Raw genomic sequence first — 16,806 nt, 5'->3', positions numbered from 1 at the left:
TTCTGACAGAAGTTCACGCACTTCCATTTCAACCAATTCCAGTAACTCTTCGTCATCTACCATGTCACATTTGTTCATGAACACGATGATGAAAGGTACGCCAACCTGACGAGAAAGCAGGATGTGCTCACGAGTCTGTGGCATTGGACCGTCTGTAGAGGCAACTACTAGAATCGCGCCGTCCATCTGTGCAGCACCAGTGATCATGTTTTTAACATAGTCAGCGTGGCCTGGGCAGTCTACGTGTGCGTAGTGACGTGAAGGCGTGTCATATTCGATGTGAGAGGTATTGATCGTAATACCGCGCTCACGCTCTTCAGGAGCGTTATCGATTTGAGAGAAGTCTTTAGCTTCGCCACCGTAGGTCTTAGCCAGTACGTGAGAGATAGCTGCAGTCAGTGTGGTTTTACCATGGTCAACGTGACCAATGGTGCCCACGTTTACGTGAGGCTTAATACGTTCAAATTTAGCTTTTGCCACGATATATTCCTTTCTTTTCAGAATAGTCCAGTCAGTGCTGGACCATAATAACATTTATGTCGTAACTGGATATTAGCTACGAGATTCAATAATCGCTTTTGCAATGTTTTGCGGTGCATCAGAGTACTTCAAAAACTCCATAGAGTATGAAGCGCGACCCTGTGTAGCAGAGCGCAAATCAGTTGCATAACCAAACATTTCAGAAAGAGGCACTACAGCATGGACTATTTTGATGCCACCGAAGCCATCATCCATCCCTTCAATTAAGCCACGACGACGGTTCAAATCACCAACGACGTCACCCATATAATTTTCAGGGGTAGTTACTTCTACTTTCATGCAAGGTTCGAGCAACGCCGGATTCGCTTCAAGCGCACCCTTTTTGAAGCCCATAGAACCTGCAATTTTGAACGCCATCTCGTTCGAGTCCACATCATGATATGAACCATCGAACAGAGTGACCTTCACGTCCAACACAGGGAAGCCAGCGAGAACGCCATTCTTCATCTGTTCTTGGATACCTTTATCAACCGCAGGAATGAATTCACGAGGAATCACACCTCCCACAACAGCATTGACAAATTTGTAACCAGCGCCTTCTTCATTAGGCTCTAGTTTTAACCAAACGTGACCGAATTGTCCACGACCACCTGATTGGCGTACAAATTTACCTTCAGCTTCTACTGAAGCTCGGATAGTTTCGCGGTAGGCCACTTGTGGCTTACCTACGTTACATTCAACACCAAATTCGCGACGCATACGGTCTACGATGATGTCTAAGTGTAACTCACCCATACCCGAAATCAGAGTTTGTGATGATTCTTCGTCAGTTTCAACTCGGAATGATGGATCTTCCGCTGCAAGTTTTTGCAACGCGATACCCATTTTGTCCTGATCGGCTTTTGACTTAGGCTCAACGGCAATGGTAATTACTGGCTCTGGGAACTCCATACGTTCCAAGATCACTCTATGATCGTTATCACAAAGCGTATCACCCGTAGTCACTTCTTTTAGACCAATCGCCGCTGCGATATCACCAGCCCGGACTTCTTTCAGTTCAGTGCGATCGTTTGCGTGCATTTGCACCATGCGACCTACGCGTTCACGCTTCTGTTTGACAGAGTTGTAAACGCCCGAACCTGATTCGAGTACGCCTGAGTACACGCGAATAAAGGTCAAAGTTCCTACGAATGGATCTGTAGCAATCTTAAATGCCAATGCAGCAAAAGGCGCATTGTCATCTGATGGGCGTTCTACTTCTTGGTCGTTCTCATCGATGCCCTTAATTGGAGGCACATCAATTGGCGCTGGCAAGAATTCAATAACCGCATCAAGTACCGCTTGAACGCCTTTGTTCTTAAATGCAGAACCACAAGTCGCTAAAACGATTTCATTATTTATAGTACGCTGACGTAGCGCCTTTTTAATTTCGTCTTCTGATAGCGTGCCTTCTTCAAGGTACTTATCCATCAGTTCATCCGAAGATTCGGCTGCCACTTCAACCAGATACTCATGCATTTCAGCCGCTTTAGCTGCTAACTCTGCAGGGATCTCCTCATAAGTGAAAGTCATACCCTGGTCTGATTCATTCCAGTTAATTGCTTTCATCTTGATTAAGTCGATCACGCCTTTGAAGTTTTCTTCTGCACCAATATTCAATTGAATAGGCACACAAGTGGCTCCAAGACGAGTTCTAATTTGCTTCACTACACGTTCAAAGTCTGCACCTGCACGGTCCATCTTGTTGATAAATACCAAACGTGGAACGCGGTATTTATCAGCTTGACGCCACACTGTTTCTGACTGAGGTTCAACACCAGATGAACCACAGAAAACGACAACAGCACCGTCGAGGACGCGCAGAGACCGTTCAACTTCAATAGTAAAGTCAACGTGACCAGGGGTATCGATGATATTGATGCGGTGTTCAGTGAATTGAGCATCCATACCACGCCAGAATGTGGTTACCGCAGCCGAGGTGATAGTGATACCACGCTCTTGCTCTTGAACCATCCAGTCTGTGGTAGCGGCGCCGTCATGCACCTCACCGATTTTATGAGACAAACCGGTATAGAACAGAACACGTTCTGTTGTGGTGGTTTTACCTGCGTCAACATGAGCACAAATACCGATATTACGATAACGCTCAATTGGGGTTGTACGAGCCACGATTATACCCTCTCCACCAAGACCTAAGTCTTGGCAATATCAACAACTATGGTGTGGGCCTAAGCCCACACCATCATATTACCAACGGTAATGAGCAAAGGCTTTGTTAGCTTCAGCCATGCGATGCACGTCTTCACGCTTCTTAACAGCAGTACCTTTGTTTTCGGACGCATCCAGCATTTCACCTGCCAGACGTAAAGCCATAGATTTTTCACCACGCTTACGAGCAGCTTCAACTAACCAGCGCATCGCCAGTGCGTTACGACGCACAGGACGAACTTCACATGGTACCTGGTACGTAGAACCACCAACGCGACGAGATTTAACTTCGACTGATGGGCGAACGTTGTCCAGGGCTGCTTCAAGGATAACTAAATGGTTTTCGCTTTTCTTTTCAGCGACAACATCTAGTGCCTTGTAAATAATTTTTTCTGCAGTCGACTTTTTGCCGTCTTGCATAATGACGTTGATGAACTTAGCCAGCAACTCACTGTGAAACTTTGGATCTGGTAGGATTTTACGTTGTCCTACAACGCGACGTCTTGGCATAACAATTCTCCGTATGCTTCAGGGATTTCCAAAACTGGAATTCTCAAAATAAAACTAGCTTGGCCTTACTTAACGGATAAGTTAAGACTTAGGACGCTTAGCACCGTATTTAGAACGGCTTTGGCGACGTGAAGTCACGCCTGCACAGTCTAATGCGCCACGAATAGTGTGATAACGCACACCTGGTAAGTCTTTAACACGACCACCACGGATTAAGATCACGCTATGTTCCTGCAGGTTGTGGCCTTCACCGCCGATATACGAAGTAACTTCGAAACCGTTAGTTAGACGCACACGAGCTACTTTACGTAGTGCAGAGTTAGGTTTTTTAGGGGTAGTAGTGTACACACGTGTACAAACACCACGTTTTTGCGGGCACGCATTCAACGCAGGCACGTTAGTCTTGTCGACTTTTGGCGCGCGTGGCTTACGTACCAACTGGTTTACAGTTGCCATGTATAGCTCCGAGTCAGTTGAATCAAACTCAACGATAAGGTGTGAAAAATCTATATCCCACAATGGTGGGACGCGGAATTTTAGAAAGGTAATGCCTGACTGTCAAGAAATAGCCAACTTTTGCGGCATATTACAAGAAAAAAGGCGCCATAGGCGCCTTTTTATAACAAACTTATTACTTAATCTTGGCTACCAGCCAAGTTTAAGAGATCGGCCAAGTTCTGTTCGGCTTCACTTGCAGTGATCTTGTTCACTACTACAGGTTCGTTTTTCTTCGCACGCGCTTCATTACGAGTCTTGTGATAAGCGTAACCAGTACCGGCTGGGATCAGTCGGCCAACGATAACGTTTTCTTTCAGACCACGTAATTGATCGCTCTTACCACCTACGGCGGCTTCGGTCAGTACGCGCGTGGTTTCTTGGAACGATGCTGCTGAGATAAAGGATTCTGTTGCCAGAGATGCTTTAGTAATACCCAGTAGTTCACGTTCAAAGGTCGCAGGCACTTTACCTTGGGCGATCAGTTCGCGGTTAGCGATCTTCACGCGTGACACTTCAGCTTGTTCCCCTTCGAGGAAGTCAGTGTCACCGGCAGAAGTGATAAGACACTTACGCAGCATCTGACGGATGATCACTTCGATATGCTTATCGTTGATCTTCACGCCTTGCAGACGGTAAACGTCCTGTACTTCGTTCACAATGTAGTTAGCTACGTTGTGGATACCACGAAGACGCAGAATGTCGTGCGCAGCTTCTGGACCGTCAGCGATAACTTCACCGCGTTCGACTTTTTCACCTTCGAACACGTTTAAGTTACGCCACTTAGGGATCATCTCTTCATAATGATCGCCGCCATCAGCAGGTGTAATCACCAAACGACGCTTACCTTTGGTCTCTTTACCAAACGAGATGGTACCAGAGATTTCCGCCAGAATAGCAGGCTCTTTTGGCTTACGCGCTTCGAACAAGTCAGCAACGCGTGGCAGACCACCGGTGATGTCGCGTGTTTTAGACGATTCCTGAGGAATACGAGCTAATGCGTCACCCACGTTGATTTGCGCGTTATCTTCTAAGTTAACGATCGCACTACCTGGTAAGAAGTACTGTGCTGGAACTTCAGTACCTGGGATCATCAAGTCAGCACCATTAGCGCCAAGCAGACGGATCATTGGGCGCATTTCTTTACCCGCAGTACCACGCTGACCAACGTCAAGGATCACGATTGATGACAGACCCGTTAGTTCGTCTGTTTGACGTGTCATAGTGACACCGTCAATCATGTCTACGAACTTGATACTACCCGCCACTTCAGAAATGATTGGGTGAGTATGTGGATCCCAGTTAGCGATAACATCGCCCGCTTCAACAGCCGCTTCTTCTAGCTTCTCGAGCACAGTACCGTATGGCACTTTATAACGCTCTTTCTCACGACCCAGCTCGTCAATAACGGCCAGTTCAGAAGAACGAGAAACGATAACCAGTTTGCCGTCACTGTTAGTAACATGCTTAGCATTATGCAGTTTCAATGAACCCGAGTTTTTCACTTGGACATTGTTTTCTGCAGACGCTCTAGATGCCGCACCACCGATGTGGAACGTACGCATCGTTAACTGTGTACCTGGTTCACCGATAGATTGTGCTGCCACAACACCGATGGCTTCACCGTGGTTAATAATATGACCACGAGCCAAGTCACGACCGTAACAAGCTGCACACACCCCGAAATCGGTATCACAAGAAATAACAGAACGTACAATCACTTCGTCGATTGAATGCTCTTCTAACTTGTCACACCATGCTTCGTCGAGTAGCGTGTTACGTGGTGCTAATACGTCTTCAGTGCCGGGATAGAACACATCAATCGCAACCACACGACCCAGTACGCGTTCACGTAACGGCTCAACCACATCACCACCTTCAATCAGCGGTTTCATGGTTAGACCTTCGTGAGTACCACAATCGTCTTCGATAACCACTAAATCTTGTGCAACGTCTACAAGACGACGAGTCAGGTAACCCGAGTTCGCTGTCTTCAATGCCGTATCGGCTAGACCTTTACGCGCACCGTGAGTAGAAATAAAGTACTGGAGTACGTTTAGACCTTCACGGAAGTTAGCGGTAATTGGCGTTTCGATGATTGAGCCGTCTGGCTTAGCCATCAGACCACGCATACCCGCCAACTGACGGATCTGTGCAGCACTACCACGAGCGCCTGAGTCAGCCATCATATAGATGCTGTTAAACGAGGCTTGTTTCTCTTCAACACCATCACGGTTAATCACTGTCTCAGTTGACAGGTTTTCCATCATAGCTTTAGAAACTTTTTCGTTGGCACTTGCCCAGATATCGATAACTTTGTTGTAACGCTCACCGGCTGTGACCAGACCAGATTGGAACTGCTCTTGAATTTCAAGAACTTCCGCTTCTGCATCAGCAACTAAGGTGTATTTCTCGTCTGGAATAACCATGTCATCGATACCGACAGAGGCACCAGAGATGGTTGCAAAACGGAAACCGGTATACATCAATTGGTCAGCGAAGATAACAGTATCTTTCAGACCCAGTTGACGATAACAGGTGTTCAACAGTTTAGAGATCTGCTTTTTGCCCATGTTCTGGTTAACCAGATCAAATGACAAACCTGCTGGCAGAATAAGTGACAGCAGAGCACGACCCACAGTCGTATCAACGATACGGCGTTGTTCAGTGCGCTCACCATCATCACCAATAATGGTTTCAGTGATACGCACTTTAACGCGGGCATGCAGTTCAGCAGCGCCAGTTGCATAAGCTTTTTCAACTTCAGCAACAGACATAAATGCCATACCTTCACCACGGCCGTTAATACGCTCACGGCTGGTGTAGTACAGACCCAATACCACGTCTTGAGACGGGGTGATAACAGGCTCGCCGTTGGCTGGTGACAGGATGTTGTTGGTAGACATCATCAGGGCACGGGCTTCAAGCTGCGCTTCCAGTGTTAACGGTACGTGTACCGCCATTTGGTCACCGTCGAAGTCGGCGTTGTATGCCGCACAAACGAGTGGGTGTAACTGGATGGCTTTACCTTCAATCAGTACAGGTTCGAACGCTTGGATACCCAGTCTGTGCAGTGTTGGTGCACGGTTGAGCATCACTGGATGTTCGCGGATCACTTCATCCAGAACGTCCCAAACTTCCGCTACTTCACGCTCAACCATCTTCTTAGCCGCTTTGATGGTAGTCGCTAAGCCACGACCTTCTAGCTTGCCATAGATGAATGGCTTGAACAGTTCCAGTGCCATCTTCTTAGGAAGACCACATTGGTGCAGACGTAGAGTAGGACCCACGGTAATGACCGAACGACCAGAATAGTCGACGCGCTTACCCAATAAGTTCTGACGGAAACGACCTTGCTTACCTTTGATCATATCAGCCAAAGATTTCAGAGGACGCTTGTTAGAACCGGTAATAGCACGACCACGACGACCGTTATCTAATAGCGCATCAACAGACTCTTGTAACATACGCTTTTCGTTGCGTACGATAATGTCTGGCGCAGCTAAATCTAACAGACGCTTCAAACGGTTGTTACGGTTGATCACGCGGCGATACAGGTCGTTAAGATCTGAAGTCGCGAAGCGGCCGCCATCGAGCGGTACCAACGGACGTAAGTCAGGTGGTAACACAGGCAGTACTTTTAAGATCATCCACTCAGGCTTGTTGCCTGAAGTGTAGAATGCTTCCATCAACTTAAGACGTTTAGTCACTTTCTTGCGACGAGTCTCAGAATTGATTGAAGGCAATTCTTCACGCATTTGTTCGATTTCTTTCGCTAAATCGATAGCACGTAACAGTTCAAGCACTGCTTCGGCACCCATTTTAGCTTCGAACTCATCACCGTATTCTTCTAATGCATCCAGATAAGTTTCTTCTGTCAGCATTTGGCCACGTTCAAGGCTGGTCATGCCAGGCTCGATCACGACAAATGATTCAAAATACAGTACGCGTTCGATATCACGCAGCGTCATATCCAGCATTAAGCCAATACGTGACGGCAGTGATTTTAAGAACCAAATGTGCGCAACTGGGCTAGCCAGTTCAATGTGACCCATACGCTCACGACGTACTTTAGTTTGGGTTACTTCAACGCCACACTTTTCACAAATAACACCACGGTGCTTCAAACGTTTGTACTTACCGCACAAACATTCGTAATCTTTGACTGGGCCAAAGATACGCGCACAGAACAGACCTTCACGCTCAGGCTTGAAGGTACGGTAGTTGATGGTTTCTGGCTTCTTAACTTCACCAAAAGACCAAGAACGGATCAGATCAGGCGATGCCAGACCAATTTTGATGCCGTTAAATTCTTCAGTCTTGCTTTGCTGTTTCAGAAACTTTAATAAGTCTTTCACGTTTCTCTCCTGAAGGAGTTAAACCGGGTGCTCCGCTTGCACGGAGCACCATTCTGTTTGCCAAACGCGGCTAAAGGCCTGCGCTTATGCCTGATCCAACTCGATATTAATACCGAGTGAACGGATCTCCTTCAGTAACACGTTGAAGGACTCTGGCATGCCAGGTTGCATCTGATGGTTACCGTCGACGATGTTCTTATACATCTGAGTACGACCGTTAACGTCATCCGATTTAACAGTGAGCATTTCTTGAAGCGTATAAGCGGCACCGTATGCTTCTAGTGCCCACACTTCCATCTCACCGAAACGCTGACCACCGAACTGAGCTTTACCGCCCAGTGGTTGTTGAGTCACTAAGCTGTACGAACCGGTAGAACGGGCGTGCATCTTGTCATCAACTAAGTGGTTCAGTTTGAGCATGTACATGTAACCTACCGTTACTTGACGCTCAAATTCGTTACCGGTACGACCATCAAACAACTTCAACTGACCAGAGGTTGGCAAACCTGCAAGTTCAAGCATCTGCTTGATCTCTTTCTCTTTAGCACCGTCGAATGCAGGAGTTGCAATCGGGATACCGCCTTTCAGGTTAGTCGCAAGACGTAATACTTCATCATCAGTGAATGAATCGATATCGACGCGCTGCTGCACTTCGTCACCTAATTCATAAACTTGCTTGATGTAACCACGAACTTCAGCCAGCTCACGCTGTTCTTCAAGCATCGCAGTGATCTTGTTACCAATGCCTTTGGCAGCGGCGCCCATATGGACTTCAAGTACCTGACCAATGTTCATACGTGATGGAACACCTAGCGGGTTCAATACGATGTCTACTGGGTTACCTTGTTCGTCATATGGCATGTCTTCGATTGGGCAAATCTTAGAGATAACACCCTTGTTACCGTGACGACCCGCCATCTTGTCACCAGGTTGGATAGTACGCTTAACCGCTAAGTAAACCTTAACGATCTTGAGTACGCCTGGCGCCAAGTCATCACCTTGGGTGATCTTACGACGTTTGATTTCAAACTTCTTATCGAAGTCAGCTTTCAGCTCTTCATGCTGTTCAGCTAATTGCTCAAGTTCAGTTTGTTTTGCTTCATCGTCAATGACTTGAACCAATACATCTTTACGTGGCAACGCAGCAATTTGCGCTTCAGTGAAACCAGCACCGATTAACAGGTTACGCGCACGGCTCAATACACCTTCTTCAAGAATCTTGAACTCTTCGCCTAAGTCTTTACGAGCTTGGGCAATGTGCATCTCTTCGATTTCAACTGCACGCTTGTCTTTTTCAACGCCGTCACGGGTAAATACCTGAACGTCGATGATAGTGCCCTTAACAGAGTTAGGAACACGCAGTGAACTGTCTTTAACATCAGACGCTTTCTCACCGAAGATAGCACGGAGTAACTTCTCTTCTGGCGTTAGCTGTGTTTCGCCTTTTGGCGTCACTTTACCAACCAGAATATCGCCACCCTTCACTTCTGCACCAATGTAAACGATACCTGACTCGTCGAGTTTCGACAGAGCAGATTCACCTACGTTTGGAATATCAGCCGTAATTTCTTCGCTACCCAGTTTGGTATCACGAGCAATACAAGACAGCTCCTGAATGTGGATAGTGGTGAAACGGTCTTCTTGCGCTACACGCTCAGAAATTAAGATCGAGTCTTCGAAGTTGTAACCGTTCCAAGGCATGAATGCGATACGCATGTTCTGGCCAAGGGCTAAGTCACCTAAGTCAGTAGACGGACCGTCTGCTAACACGTCACCACGAACGACTGGCTCACCAACAGCACAACAAGGGCGTTGGTTGATACAAGTGTTTTGGTTAGAACGGGTGTATTTAGTCAGGTTATAAATGTCGATACCGGCTTCGCCTGGGCGCAGCTCATCTTCATTTACTTTAACAACGATGCGGCTCGCATCAACGTAGTCTACAAAACCACCACGTTTAGCAACAACCACAACACCAGAGTCAACAGCCAAAGTACGTTCAATACCAGTACCTACTAGCGGCTTTTCAGAGCGCAGTGTGGGTACGGCTTGACGTTGCATGTTCGCACCCATCAAGGCACGGTTAGCATCGTCGTGTTCTAAGAACGGGATCAGTGACGCAGCAACAGAAATAATCTGTTGTGGCGAAACGTCCATATACTGGATGTCAGCAGCGCGCATAAAGGTCGATTCACCTTTATGACGACAAGCAATTTGCTCTTCTGCCATACGACCGCTAGCGTCAACTTCGATGTTCGCCTGTGCAATCACATAACGACCTTCTTCGATTGCTGACAAGTATTCCACTTCGTCAGTAATCACGCCGTCGATAACCTTGCGGTATGGCGTTTCTAGGAAGCCGTAAGAGTTAGTACGGGCAAAACTTGCTAATGAGTTGATTAGACCAATGTTTGGACCTTCAGGGGTCTCAATTGGACATAAACGACCATAATGCGTTGGATGTACGTCACGGACTTCGAAGCCTGCACGTTCACGAGTCAAACCACCAGGGCCAAGTGCAGAAATACGACGCTTATGCGTTACTTCTGACAGCGGGTTGTTTTGGTCCATGAATTGTGACAGCTGAGAAGAACCGAAGAACTCTTTCACTGCAGCAGAAATTGGCTTAGCGTTGATCAAGTCTTGTGGCATCAGCTCGTTCAGATCGCCTAAAGACAGACGTTCCCGCACGGCGCGCTCAACACGGACTAAACCAACACGGAATTGGTTTTCAGCCATTTCACCGACGCTACGAATACGACGGTTACCTAAGTGATCGATGTCATCGACTTCGTCGAAACCGTTACGGATATGAATGATGTTCTTCATTACCGCGACGATGTCTTCTTTAGACAATACACCGCTACCTTCGTCATCAGGAATGCTGAGACGACGGTTGAACTTCATACGACCTACTTTAGACAGGTCATAACGCTCTTCACTGAAGAACAAGTTCTGGAATAGCGCTTCGGCAGCATCTTTGGTTGGTGGCTCGCCAGGACGCATCATACGATAGATCTCAACCAGCGCTTCTAAGCGGTTAGTGGTTGAATCGATACGCAGCGTATCTGAAATATAAGCACCATGATCTAGCTCGTTGATATACAACGTGCTGATATCTTTAATACCGGCCAATGATAGTTTAGCCAGATCTTCTAAGCTAATTTCACTGTTGGCAGAGACTAAAACTTCACCTGTGTCCGGATCGATATAATCTTGAGCAGCATATTTGCCCACGATATATTCAACTGGCACTTCAAGCTCAGTGGTATTAGTCTTTTCTAACTGACGAATGTGACGCGCAGTAATACGACGTCCCGCTTCAACCAGTACAGAACCTTCAGCATCCTTGATGTCATAGCTGGCAGTTTCGCCACGCAGACGTTCAGGCACCAAAGACATGACCAGAGTATCTTTCTTGATCTTGAACTCAACGCGTTCGAAGAACAGATCGAGGATCTCTTGAGTAGAATATTCTAATGCACGTAACATGATGGTCGCAGGCAGTTTGCGGCGACGGTCAATACGCACAAATAGTGCATCTTTAGGATCGAATTCAAAGTCAAGCCATGAACCACGGTAAGGAATAATACGTGCGTTATACAGCACCTTACCTGATGAGTGGGTTTTACCACGGTCATGATCAAAGAACACGCCTGGAGAACGGTGTAATTGAGATACGATTACACGCTCAGTACCGTTGATAACAAAAGTACCGTTATCCGTCATCAATGGGATATCACCCATGTAGACTTCTTGTTCTTTAATATCTTTTACTGTGCCCGCCGCTGCTTCACGGTCATACAACACCATGCGTAATTTAACGCGTAGTGGAGCTGAATACGTAACACCACGGATCTGACACTCTTTCACATCAAAAACAGGCTCGCCAAGCTTATAGCTGACGTATTGCAGTTCTGAGTTACCAGAAAAGCTCTTGATGGGAAAAACGCTACGGAAGGCGGCTTCTAAACCGCGCTCACCGGTAGGATCTTGATCGGTGAACTTCTTAAAAGAGTCTAGCTGGATAGACAATAAATAAGGGATATCCAAAACTTTTGGACGCTTACCAAAGTCTTTGCGAATACGCTTCTTTTCAGAATAGGAGTAAACCATGGGTTTCCTCTGCTTACGAGATGTGACCAAGACTGAATAAATAACTTAAGTTATTAAAATTCAGCACGTTTGCCCATCACCGTTGATGGCAAGAACCTAACCAGTAATCTCTGCTAGGGACTGCAAAATTTGGCGACAAACGGTGAAAAAAAATCGCCAGCGCATATAGCGCAAAAAAGGCCGACGGTTAAAAAACCGCCAGCCTCCACCCAAGTGGCTTGGGTGAGCAAGCTACATAATAGCTTACTTAATTTCTACAGAAGCACCAGCTTCAGTAAGTTCTTTCTTCAGAGCTTCAGCTTCTTCTTTAGAAACGCCTTCTTTAACTGCTACTGGAGCAGCTTCAGACATAGCTTTAGCTTCTTTCAGGCCTAAACCAGTTGCGCCACGGATGGCTTTAATAACTGCAACTTTGTTGTCGCCGTGAGCAGTCAGAACTACGTTGAATTCTGTTTGTTCTTCAACAACAACTGCTTCTGCACCGCCAGAAACAACAGCAGCAGCGGCAGAAACGCCGAACTTCTCTTCCATAGCTTCGATCAGTTCAACAACTTCCATTACAGACATAGCTGCAAAGGCTTCTAAGATTTGGTCTTTAGTGATAGACATAACAAATGTTTCCTATTGTTCTGAATTCAATTTTATTAAGCAGCCAGCTTGAAATTAAGCGGCTTCTTGTTTTTGATCGCGCAGGGCGGCCAGTGTACGAACGAACTTGCCAGCAGATGCTTCTTTCATAGTCATCATTAACTGAGCTAGTGCTTCTTCGTATGTTGGCAGTTTCGCCAAACGATCAATTTCAGCTGCAGGGATGAAATTCCCTTCAAAGGCTGCGCCTTTAACTTCGAAGTTAGCTTGTTCTTTAGCAAAGTCTTTTAACAGACGTGCTGCAGCACCTGGGTGCTCTAAAGAAAAAGCAATCAAAGTTGGGCCAGTGAACGTTTCTGCTAGGCACTCAAAAGCAGTACCTTCAACAGCACGACGAGCTAGCGTGTTACGTACTACACGTACATATACACCAGCTTCGCGAGCTTTTTTACGCAGACCGGTCATAGCACCTACAGTCACACCGCGAGAATCAGCGGCAACTGCAGATAGCGCACCTTTGGCAGCTTCGTTGACTTCAGCAACAATCGCTTTTTTGTCTTCGAGTCTTAATGCCATTGGCTTTACTCCTGGATTCTACCTAGGGTATTCCCTAGTATTTACCATACTAAATACTTATGTATTTAGTGACTTACGGTGCAGATTATCCAGTAAAAAATTTTAGCTGGGGCCTGACACCGTCTACGCAGGAAATTAAGTTATTTTTACAAAAAACACCTGCGGTCTTGGACGGAAACCTGAGTTAAACTCCGCTTAAACGGAAGATAAAACAGGCTTCAACCCACAAAGTGCGCGCATTATAGACTAATGCACCCGCTTTGTAAAATTATAGAGTTGTTTCAAGCGTAGCTTGATCAACTGCAACACCTGCACCCATAGTGGTAGAGATGCTGATCTTTTTCACGAAAATGCCTTTAGCAACTGCAGGCTTAGCCTTTTTCAGTGCTGACACTAACGCTTCCAAGTTTTCTTTCAATTGAACTGGTGTGAAATCCACTTTACCGATAGTAGTGTGGATAATACCGTTCTTGTCGTTACGGTAACGAACTTGACCCGCTTTGGCGTTCTTAACAGCTTCAGCAACGTTTGGCGTTACTGTACCTGTTTTAGGGTTAGGCATTAAACCACGTGGGCCTAAGATTTGACCTAACATACCAACAACGCGCATTGCATCTGGAGATGCGATAACTACGTCAAAGTTCATTTCACCGGCTTTGATTTTCTCAGCCAGATCATCCATACCAACTAGCTCAGCGCCAGCAGCTTTAGCAGCTTCAGCATTTGCACCTTGTGTAAATACTGCAACGCGAACGTCACGACCAGTACCGTGTGGCAACACTGTTGCACCACGAACGTTTTGGTCAGATTTACGTGGGTCAATACCCAGGTTAACTGCTACGTCTACACTTTCAACGAATTTTGCAGTTGCTAATTCTTTTAACAGAGCAACAGCTTCGTTGATATCGTAGCTTTTAGTACCGTCAACTTTTTCGCGAATTACGCGCATGCGTTTAGTTAGCTTTGCCATTATATTAATCCTCTACAACCAAACCCATTGAACGCGCAGTACCTTCGATTGAGCGAGTCATCGCTTCAATGTCAGCACCAGTCATATCGGCAGCTTTCAGTTCAGCAATTTCTTGAACTTTAGCGCGAGCGATAGTACCCACTTTCTGAGTGTTTGGACGTGGAGAACCTGATTTCAGGCCTGCAGCAGTCTTCAGTAAGTAAGACGCTGGAGAAGTCTTAGTTTCAAAAGTGAATGAACGGTCACTGTAAACAGTGATCACGACTGGAATAGGCATGCCTTTTTCCATTTTTTCTGTACGGGCGTTAAACGCTTTACAGAATTCCATGATGTTCACACCTTTTTGACCCAAAGCTGGACCAACTGGTGGTGATGGGTTCGCAGAACCGGATTTTACTTGTAGCTTAATATAAGCATCAATCTTCTTTGCCATCTGACATTTCCTCAGTTTGGGTTCAAACGCGCATCAGCGACATGCTGACATGCTCCCCCGAAAACAACGGGTGCGAATTATATAGAAATTCGCACCCGTTGCCAAACGGATTTTGTAGTTTATTTAATCAGCCTTTTTCAACTTGACTAAAATCAAGTTCAACAGGCGTAGAACGACCAAAGATCATCACTGATACTTTCACGCGGCTCTTGTCATAATCCACTTCTTCAACGGTGCCGTTAAAGTCAGCAAATGGACCATCACACACACGTACCACTTCACCAGGCTCAAATATAGTTCTATGAGTCGGTGACGCTGTCGTTTCTTGTAAGCGACGCAGAATTGCATCAGCTTCTTTATCTGAAATTGGGGCAGGACGATCAGACGTTCCGCCAATAAAGCCTAAAACACGCGGGATGCTTTTGACTAAATGCCAGCTGTCATCGTTCATTTCCATCTGGACTAACACATAGCCAGGGAAAAACTTACGTTCGCTCTTGCGACGCTGACCTGCACGCATTTCGATGACTTCTTCAGTCGGAACCAATACTTCACCGAAGTATGCTTCCATGCCATGCATTTTAATATATTCAATCAGTGACTTACAAACTCGGCCTTCATAGCCTGAGAATGCCTGCACTACATACCATCTTTTTTTAGCTTCTTTAGCTTCAGTCATTCGAGGTGCCTATACGCCAGTGATAAAATTGACAATTCGCATTAACACAGCATCCATACCCCAAAGGATAAGAGCTAAGATACCTGTTGCTGCAAGGACAATAAAAGTGGTGTTTAGCGCTTCTTGACGCGTCGGCCATACAACCTTGCGCACTTCGATATGCGCTTCACGGGCAAAAGCTAACGCTTTTTTACCTTTTACAGTCTGAAGCGCAATAAAACCAGCAATAGCGAATGCAACGATAACACTAAGCGCACGTATGACGGCACTGGCTTCGCTATACATTTGATTGCCAATAACAGCAGCGGCTAGCAATACAATCACTAAACCCCACTTCACGATATCCAGAGAATTGTTCTGGTTTTCAGTATTTGTTGTCATCGGTTTTTCCGTTACTCAATACGGCCTGAGCTTAGAGCACATTAATTGACGGGCATAATCCCACATCACTCTGCATTTCCGAACACCCTTAGAAACGCAAAATAGCATAAGCTCAGGGTCAAAAATCGGCCATAGATTGTATTCTTATTCGACTTTGTAAGCAAGGATGCGAATCCCATGCAAACCACAAAACCTATGAAATAATCCACTTAAACAAAAAAGGAAGCCGAAGCTTCCTTTTCAAACTAATTTCTATCGCAATTAAGCGATGATTTTAGCTACTACACCAGCACCAACTGTACGACCACCTTCACGGATTGCGAAGCGTAAACCTTCGTCCATCGCGATTGGGCAAATCAGAGTCACTACCATTTTGATGTTGTCGCCAGGCATTACCATCTCTACGCCTTCTGGCAGTTCGATAGTACCGGTTACGTCAGTTGTACGGAAGTAGAACTGTGGACGGTAGCCTTTGAAGAATGGAGTGTGACGTCCGCCTTCTTCTTTTGACAGAACATAAACTTCTGATTCAAAAGTCGTGTGTGGGTTGATTGAACCTGGTTTAGCCAATACTTGACCACGTTCTACGTCATCACGCTTAGTACCACGTAATAACACACCACAGTTCTCGCCTGCACGACCTTCGTCAAGCAGTTTACGGAACATTTCTACACCAGTACACGTTGTTTTAGTCGTTGTGCGAACACCAACGATTTCAACTTCGTCACCCACTTTAACAATACCACGCTCAACACGACCAGTAACTACTGTACCACGGCCTGAAATTGAGAATACGTCTTCGATTGGCAGTAGGAACGGCTTATCGATGTCACGTTGTGGTTCTGGAATGTAAGAATCCAGTGCTGCGGCTAATTCAAGGATCTTAGCTTCCCACTCTGGTTGACCTTCTAGGGCCTTCAGAGCTGAACCTTGGATTACTGGTAAATCATCACCTGGGAAATCGTATTCTGACAGAAGTTCACGCACTTCCATTTCAACCAATTCCAGTAAC

13 protein-coding genes are annotated in these 16,806 nt (G+C 46.1%); all 13 read right to left on the bottom strand.

Annotated features, from left to right (window positions below):
- Positions 1 to 480 (bottom strand): GTP-binding protein (locus L5L94_RS21585; RefSeq protein WP_263165002.1); only part of this gene is annotated, 480 nt, incomplete at its 3' end.
- 72 nt (positions 481 to 552) lie between these two features.
- Positions 553 to 2,649, bottom strand: coding sequence for an elongation factor G (gene fusA, locus L5L94_RS21580; RefSeq protein ID WP_263165000.1), 2,097 nt, complete (start codon positions 2,647 to 2,649; stop codon positions 553 to 555).
- Positions 2,650 to 2,727: 78 nt separating this feature from the next.
- The gene (rpsG, locus tag L5L94_RS21575) at positions 2,728 to 3,198 is read right to left on the bottom strand and encodes a 30S ribosomal protein S7 (protein ID WP_011787570.1); all 471 of its coding nucleotides are present in this window, start codon (positions 3,196 to 3,198) and stop codon (positions 2,728 to 2,730) included.
- A gap of 81 nt (positions 3,199 to 3,279) precedes the next feature.
- Positions 3,280 to 3,654 carry a 30S ribosomal protein S12 gene (rpsL, locus tag L5L94_RS21570; protein ID WP_006083605.1) on the bottom strand — a complete coding sequence of 125 codons (375 nt, stop codon included), beginning with the start codon at positions 3,652 to 3,654 and terminating at the stop codon, positions 3,280 to 3,282.
- Positions 3,655 to 3,833: 179 nt separating this feature from the next.
- The gene (gene rpoC, locus L5L94_RS21565) at positions 3,834 to 8,051 is read right to left on the bottom strand and encodes a DNA-directed RNA polymerase subunit beta' (protein ID WP_105251033.1); all 4,218 of its coding nucleotides are present in this window, start codon (positions 8,049 to 8,051) and stop codon (positions 3,834 to 3,836) included.
- An 84-nt stretch (positions 8,052 to 8,135) separates the two neighbouring features.
- Complete coding sequence (gene rpoB, locus L5L94_RS21560) at positions 8,136 to 12,167, bottom strand: DNA-directed RNA polymerase subunit beta (RefSeq protein ID WP_105251032.1); 4,032 nt, start codon at positions 12,165 to 12,167, stop codon at positions 8,136 to 8,138.
- A 243-nt stretch (positions 12,168 to 12,410) separates the two neighbouring features.
- Positions 12,411 to 12,776, bottom strand: a complete 366-nt coding sequence (rplL, locus tag L5L94_RS21555) for a 50S ribosomal protein L7/L12 (protein WP_105251031.1) — start codon at positions 12,774 to 12,776, stop codon at positions 12,411 to 12,413.
- 54 nt (positions 12,777 to 12,830) lie between these two features.
- Positions 12,831 to 13,331 carry a 50S ribosomal protein L10 gene (rplJ, locus tag L5L94_RS21550; protein ID WP_006083609.1) on the bottom strand — a complete coding sequence of 167 codons (501 nt, stop codon included), beginning with the start codon at positions 13,329 to 13,331 and terminating at the stop codon, positions 12,831 to 12,833.
- A gap of 268 nt (positions 13,332 to 13,599) precedes the next feature.
- Complete coding sequence (gene rplA / locus L5L94_RS21545) at positions 13,600 to 14,301, bottom strand: 50S ribosomal protein L1 (RefSeq protein ID WP_105251030.1); 702 nt, start codon at positions 14,299 to 14,301, stop codon at positions 13,600 to 13,602.
- 4 nt (positions 14,302 to 14,305) lie between these two features.
- Positions 14,306 to 14,734 carry a 50S ribosomal protein L11 gene (gene rplK / locus L5L94_RS21540; protein ID WP_006083611.1) on the bottom strand — a complete coding sequence of 143 codons (429 nt, stop codon included), beginning with the start codon at positions 14,732 to 14,734 and terminating at the stop codon, positions 14,306 to 14,308.
- Positions 14,735 to 14,861: 127 nt separating this feature from the next.
- The gene (gene nusG, locus L5L94_RS21535; RefSeq protein ID WP_105251029.1) at positions 14,862 to 15,413 is read right to left on the bottom strand and encodes a transcription termination/antitermination protein NusG; all 552 of its coding nucleotides are present in this window, start codon (positions 15,411 to 15,413) and stop codon (positions 14,862 to 14,864) included.
- A 9-nt stretch (positions 15,414 to 15,422) separates the two neighbouring features.
- Positions 15,423 to 15,794: a preprotein translocase subunit SecE gene (gene secE / locus L5L94_RS21530; RefSeq protein WP_006083613.1), complete on the bottom strand. Its 372-nt coding sequence runs from the start codon at positions 15,792 to 15,794 to the stop codon at positions 15,423 to 15,425.
- A 261-nt stretch (positions 15,795 to 16,055) separates the two neighbouring features.
- On the bottom strand, positions 16,056 to 16,806 hold a 751-nt coding region (locus L5L94_RS21525), incomplete at its 5' end, for an elongation factor Tu (protein ID WP_263164983.1).

Source organism: Shewanella sp. SM21 (assembly GCF_025654335.1).
In the GTDB taxonomy this organism is placed as follows: domain Bacteria; phylum Pseudomonadota; class Gammaproteobacteria; order Enterobacterales; family Shewanellaceae; genus Shewanella; species Shewanella oncorhynchi.
Note: the sequence above shows the minus strand (reverse complement) of the source record. Positions and strands in the feature narration are given on the sequence as shown.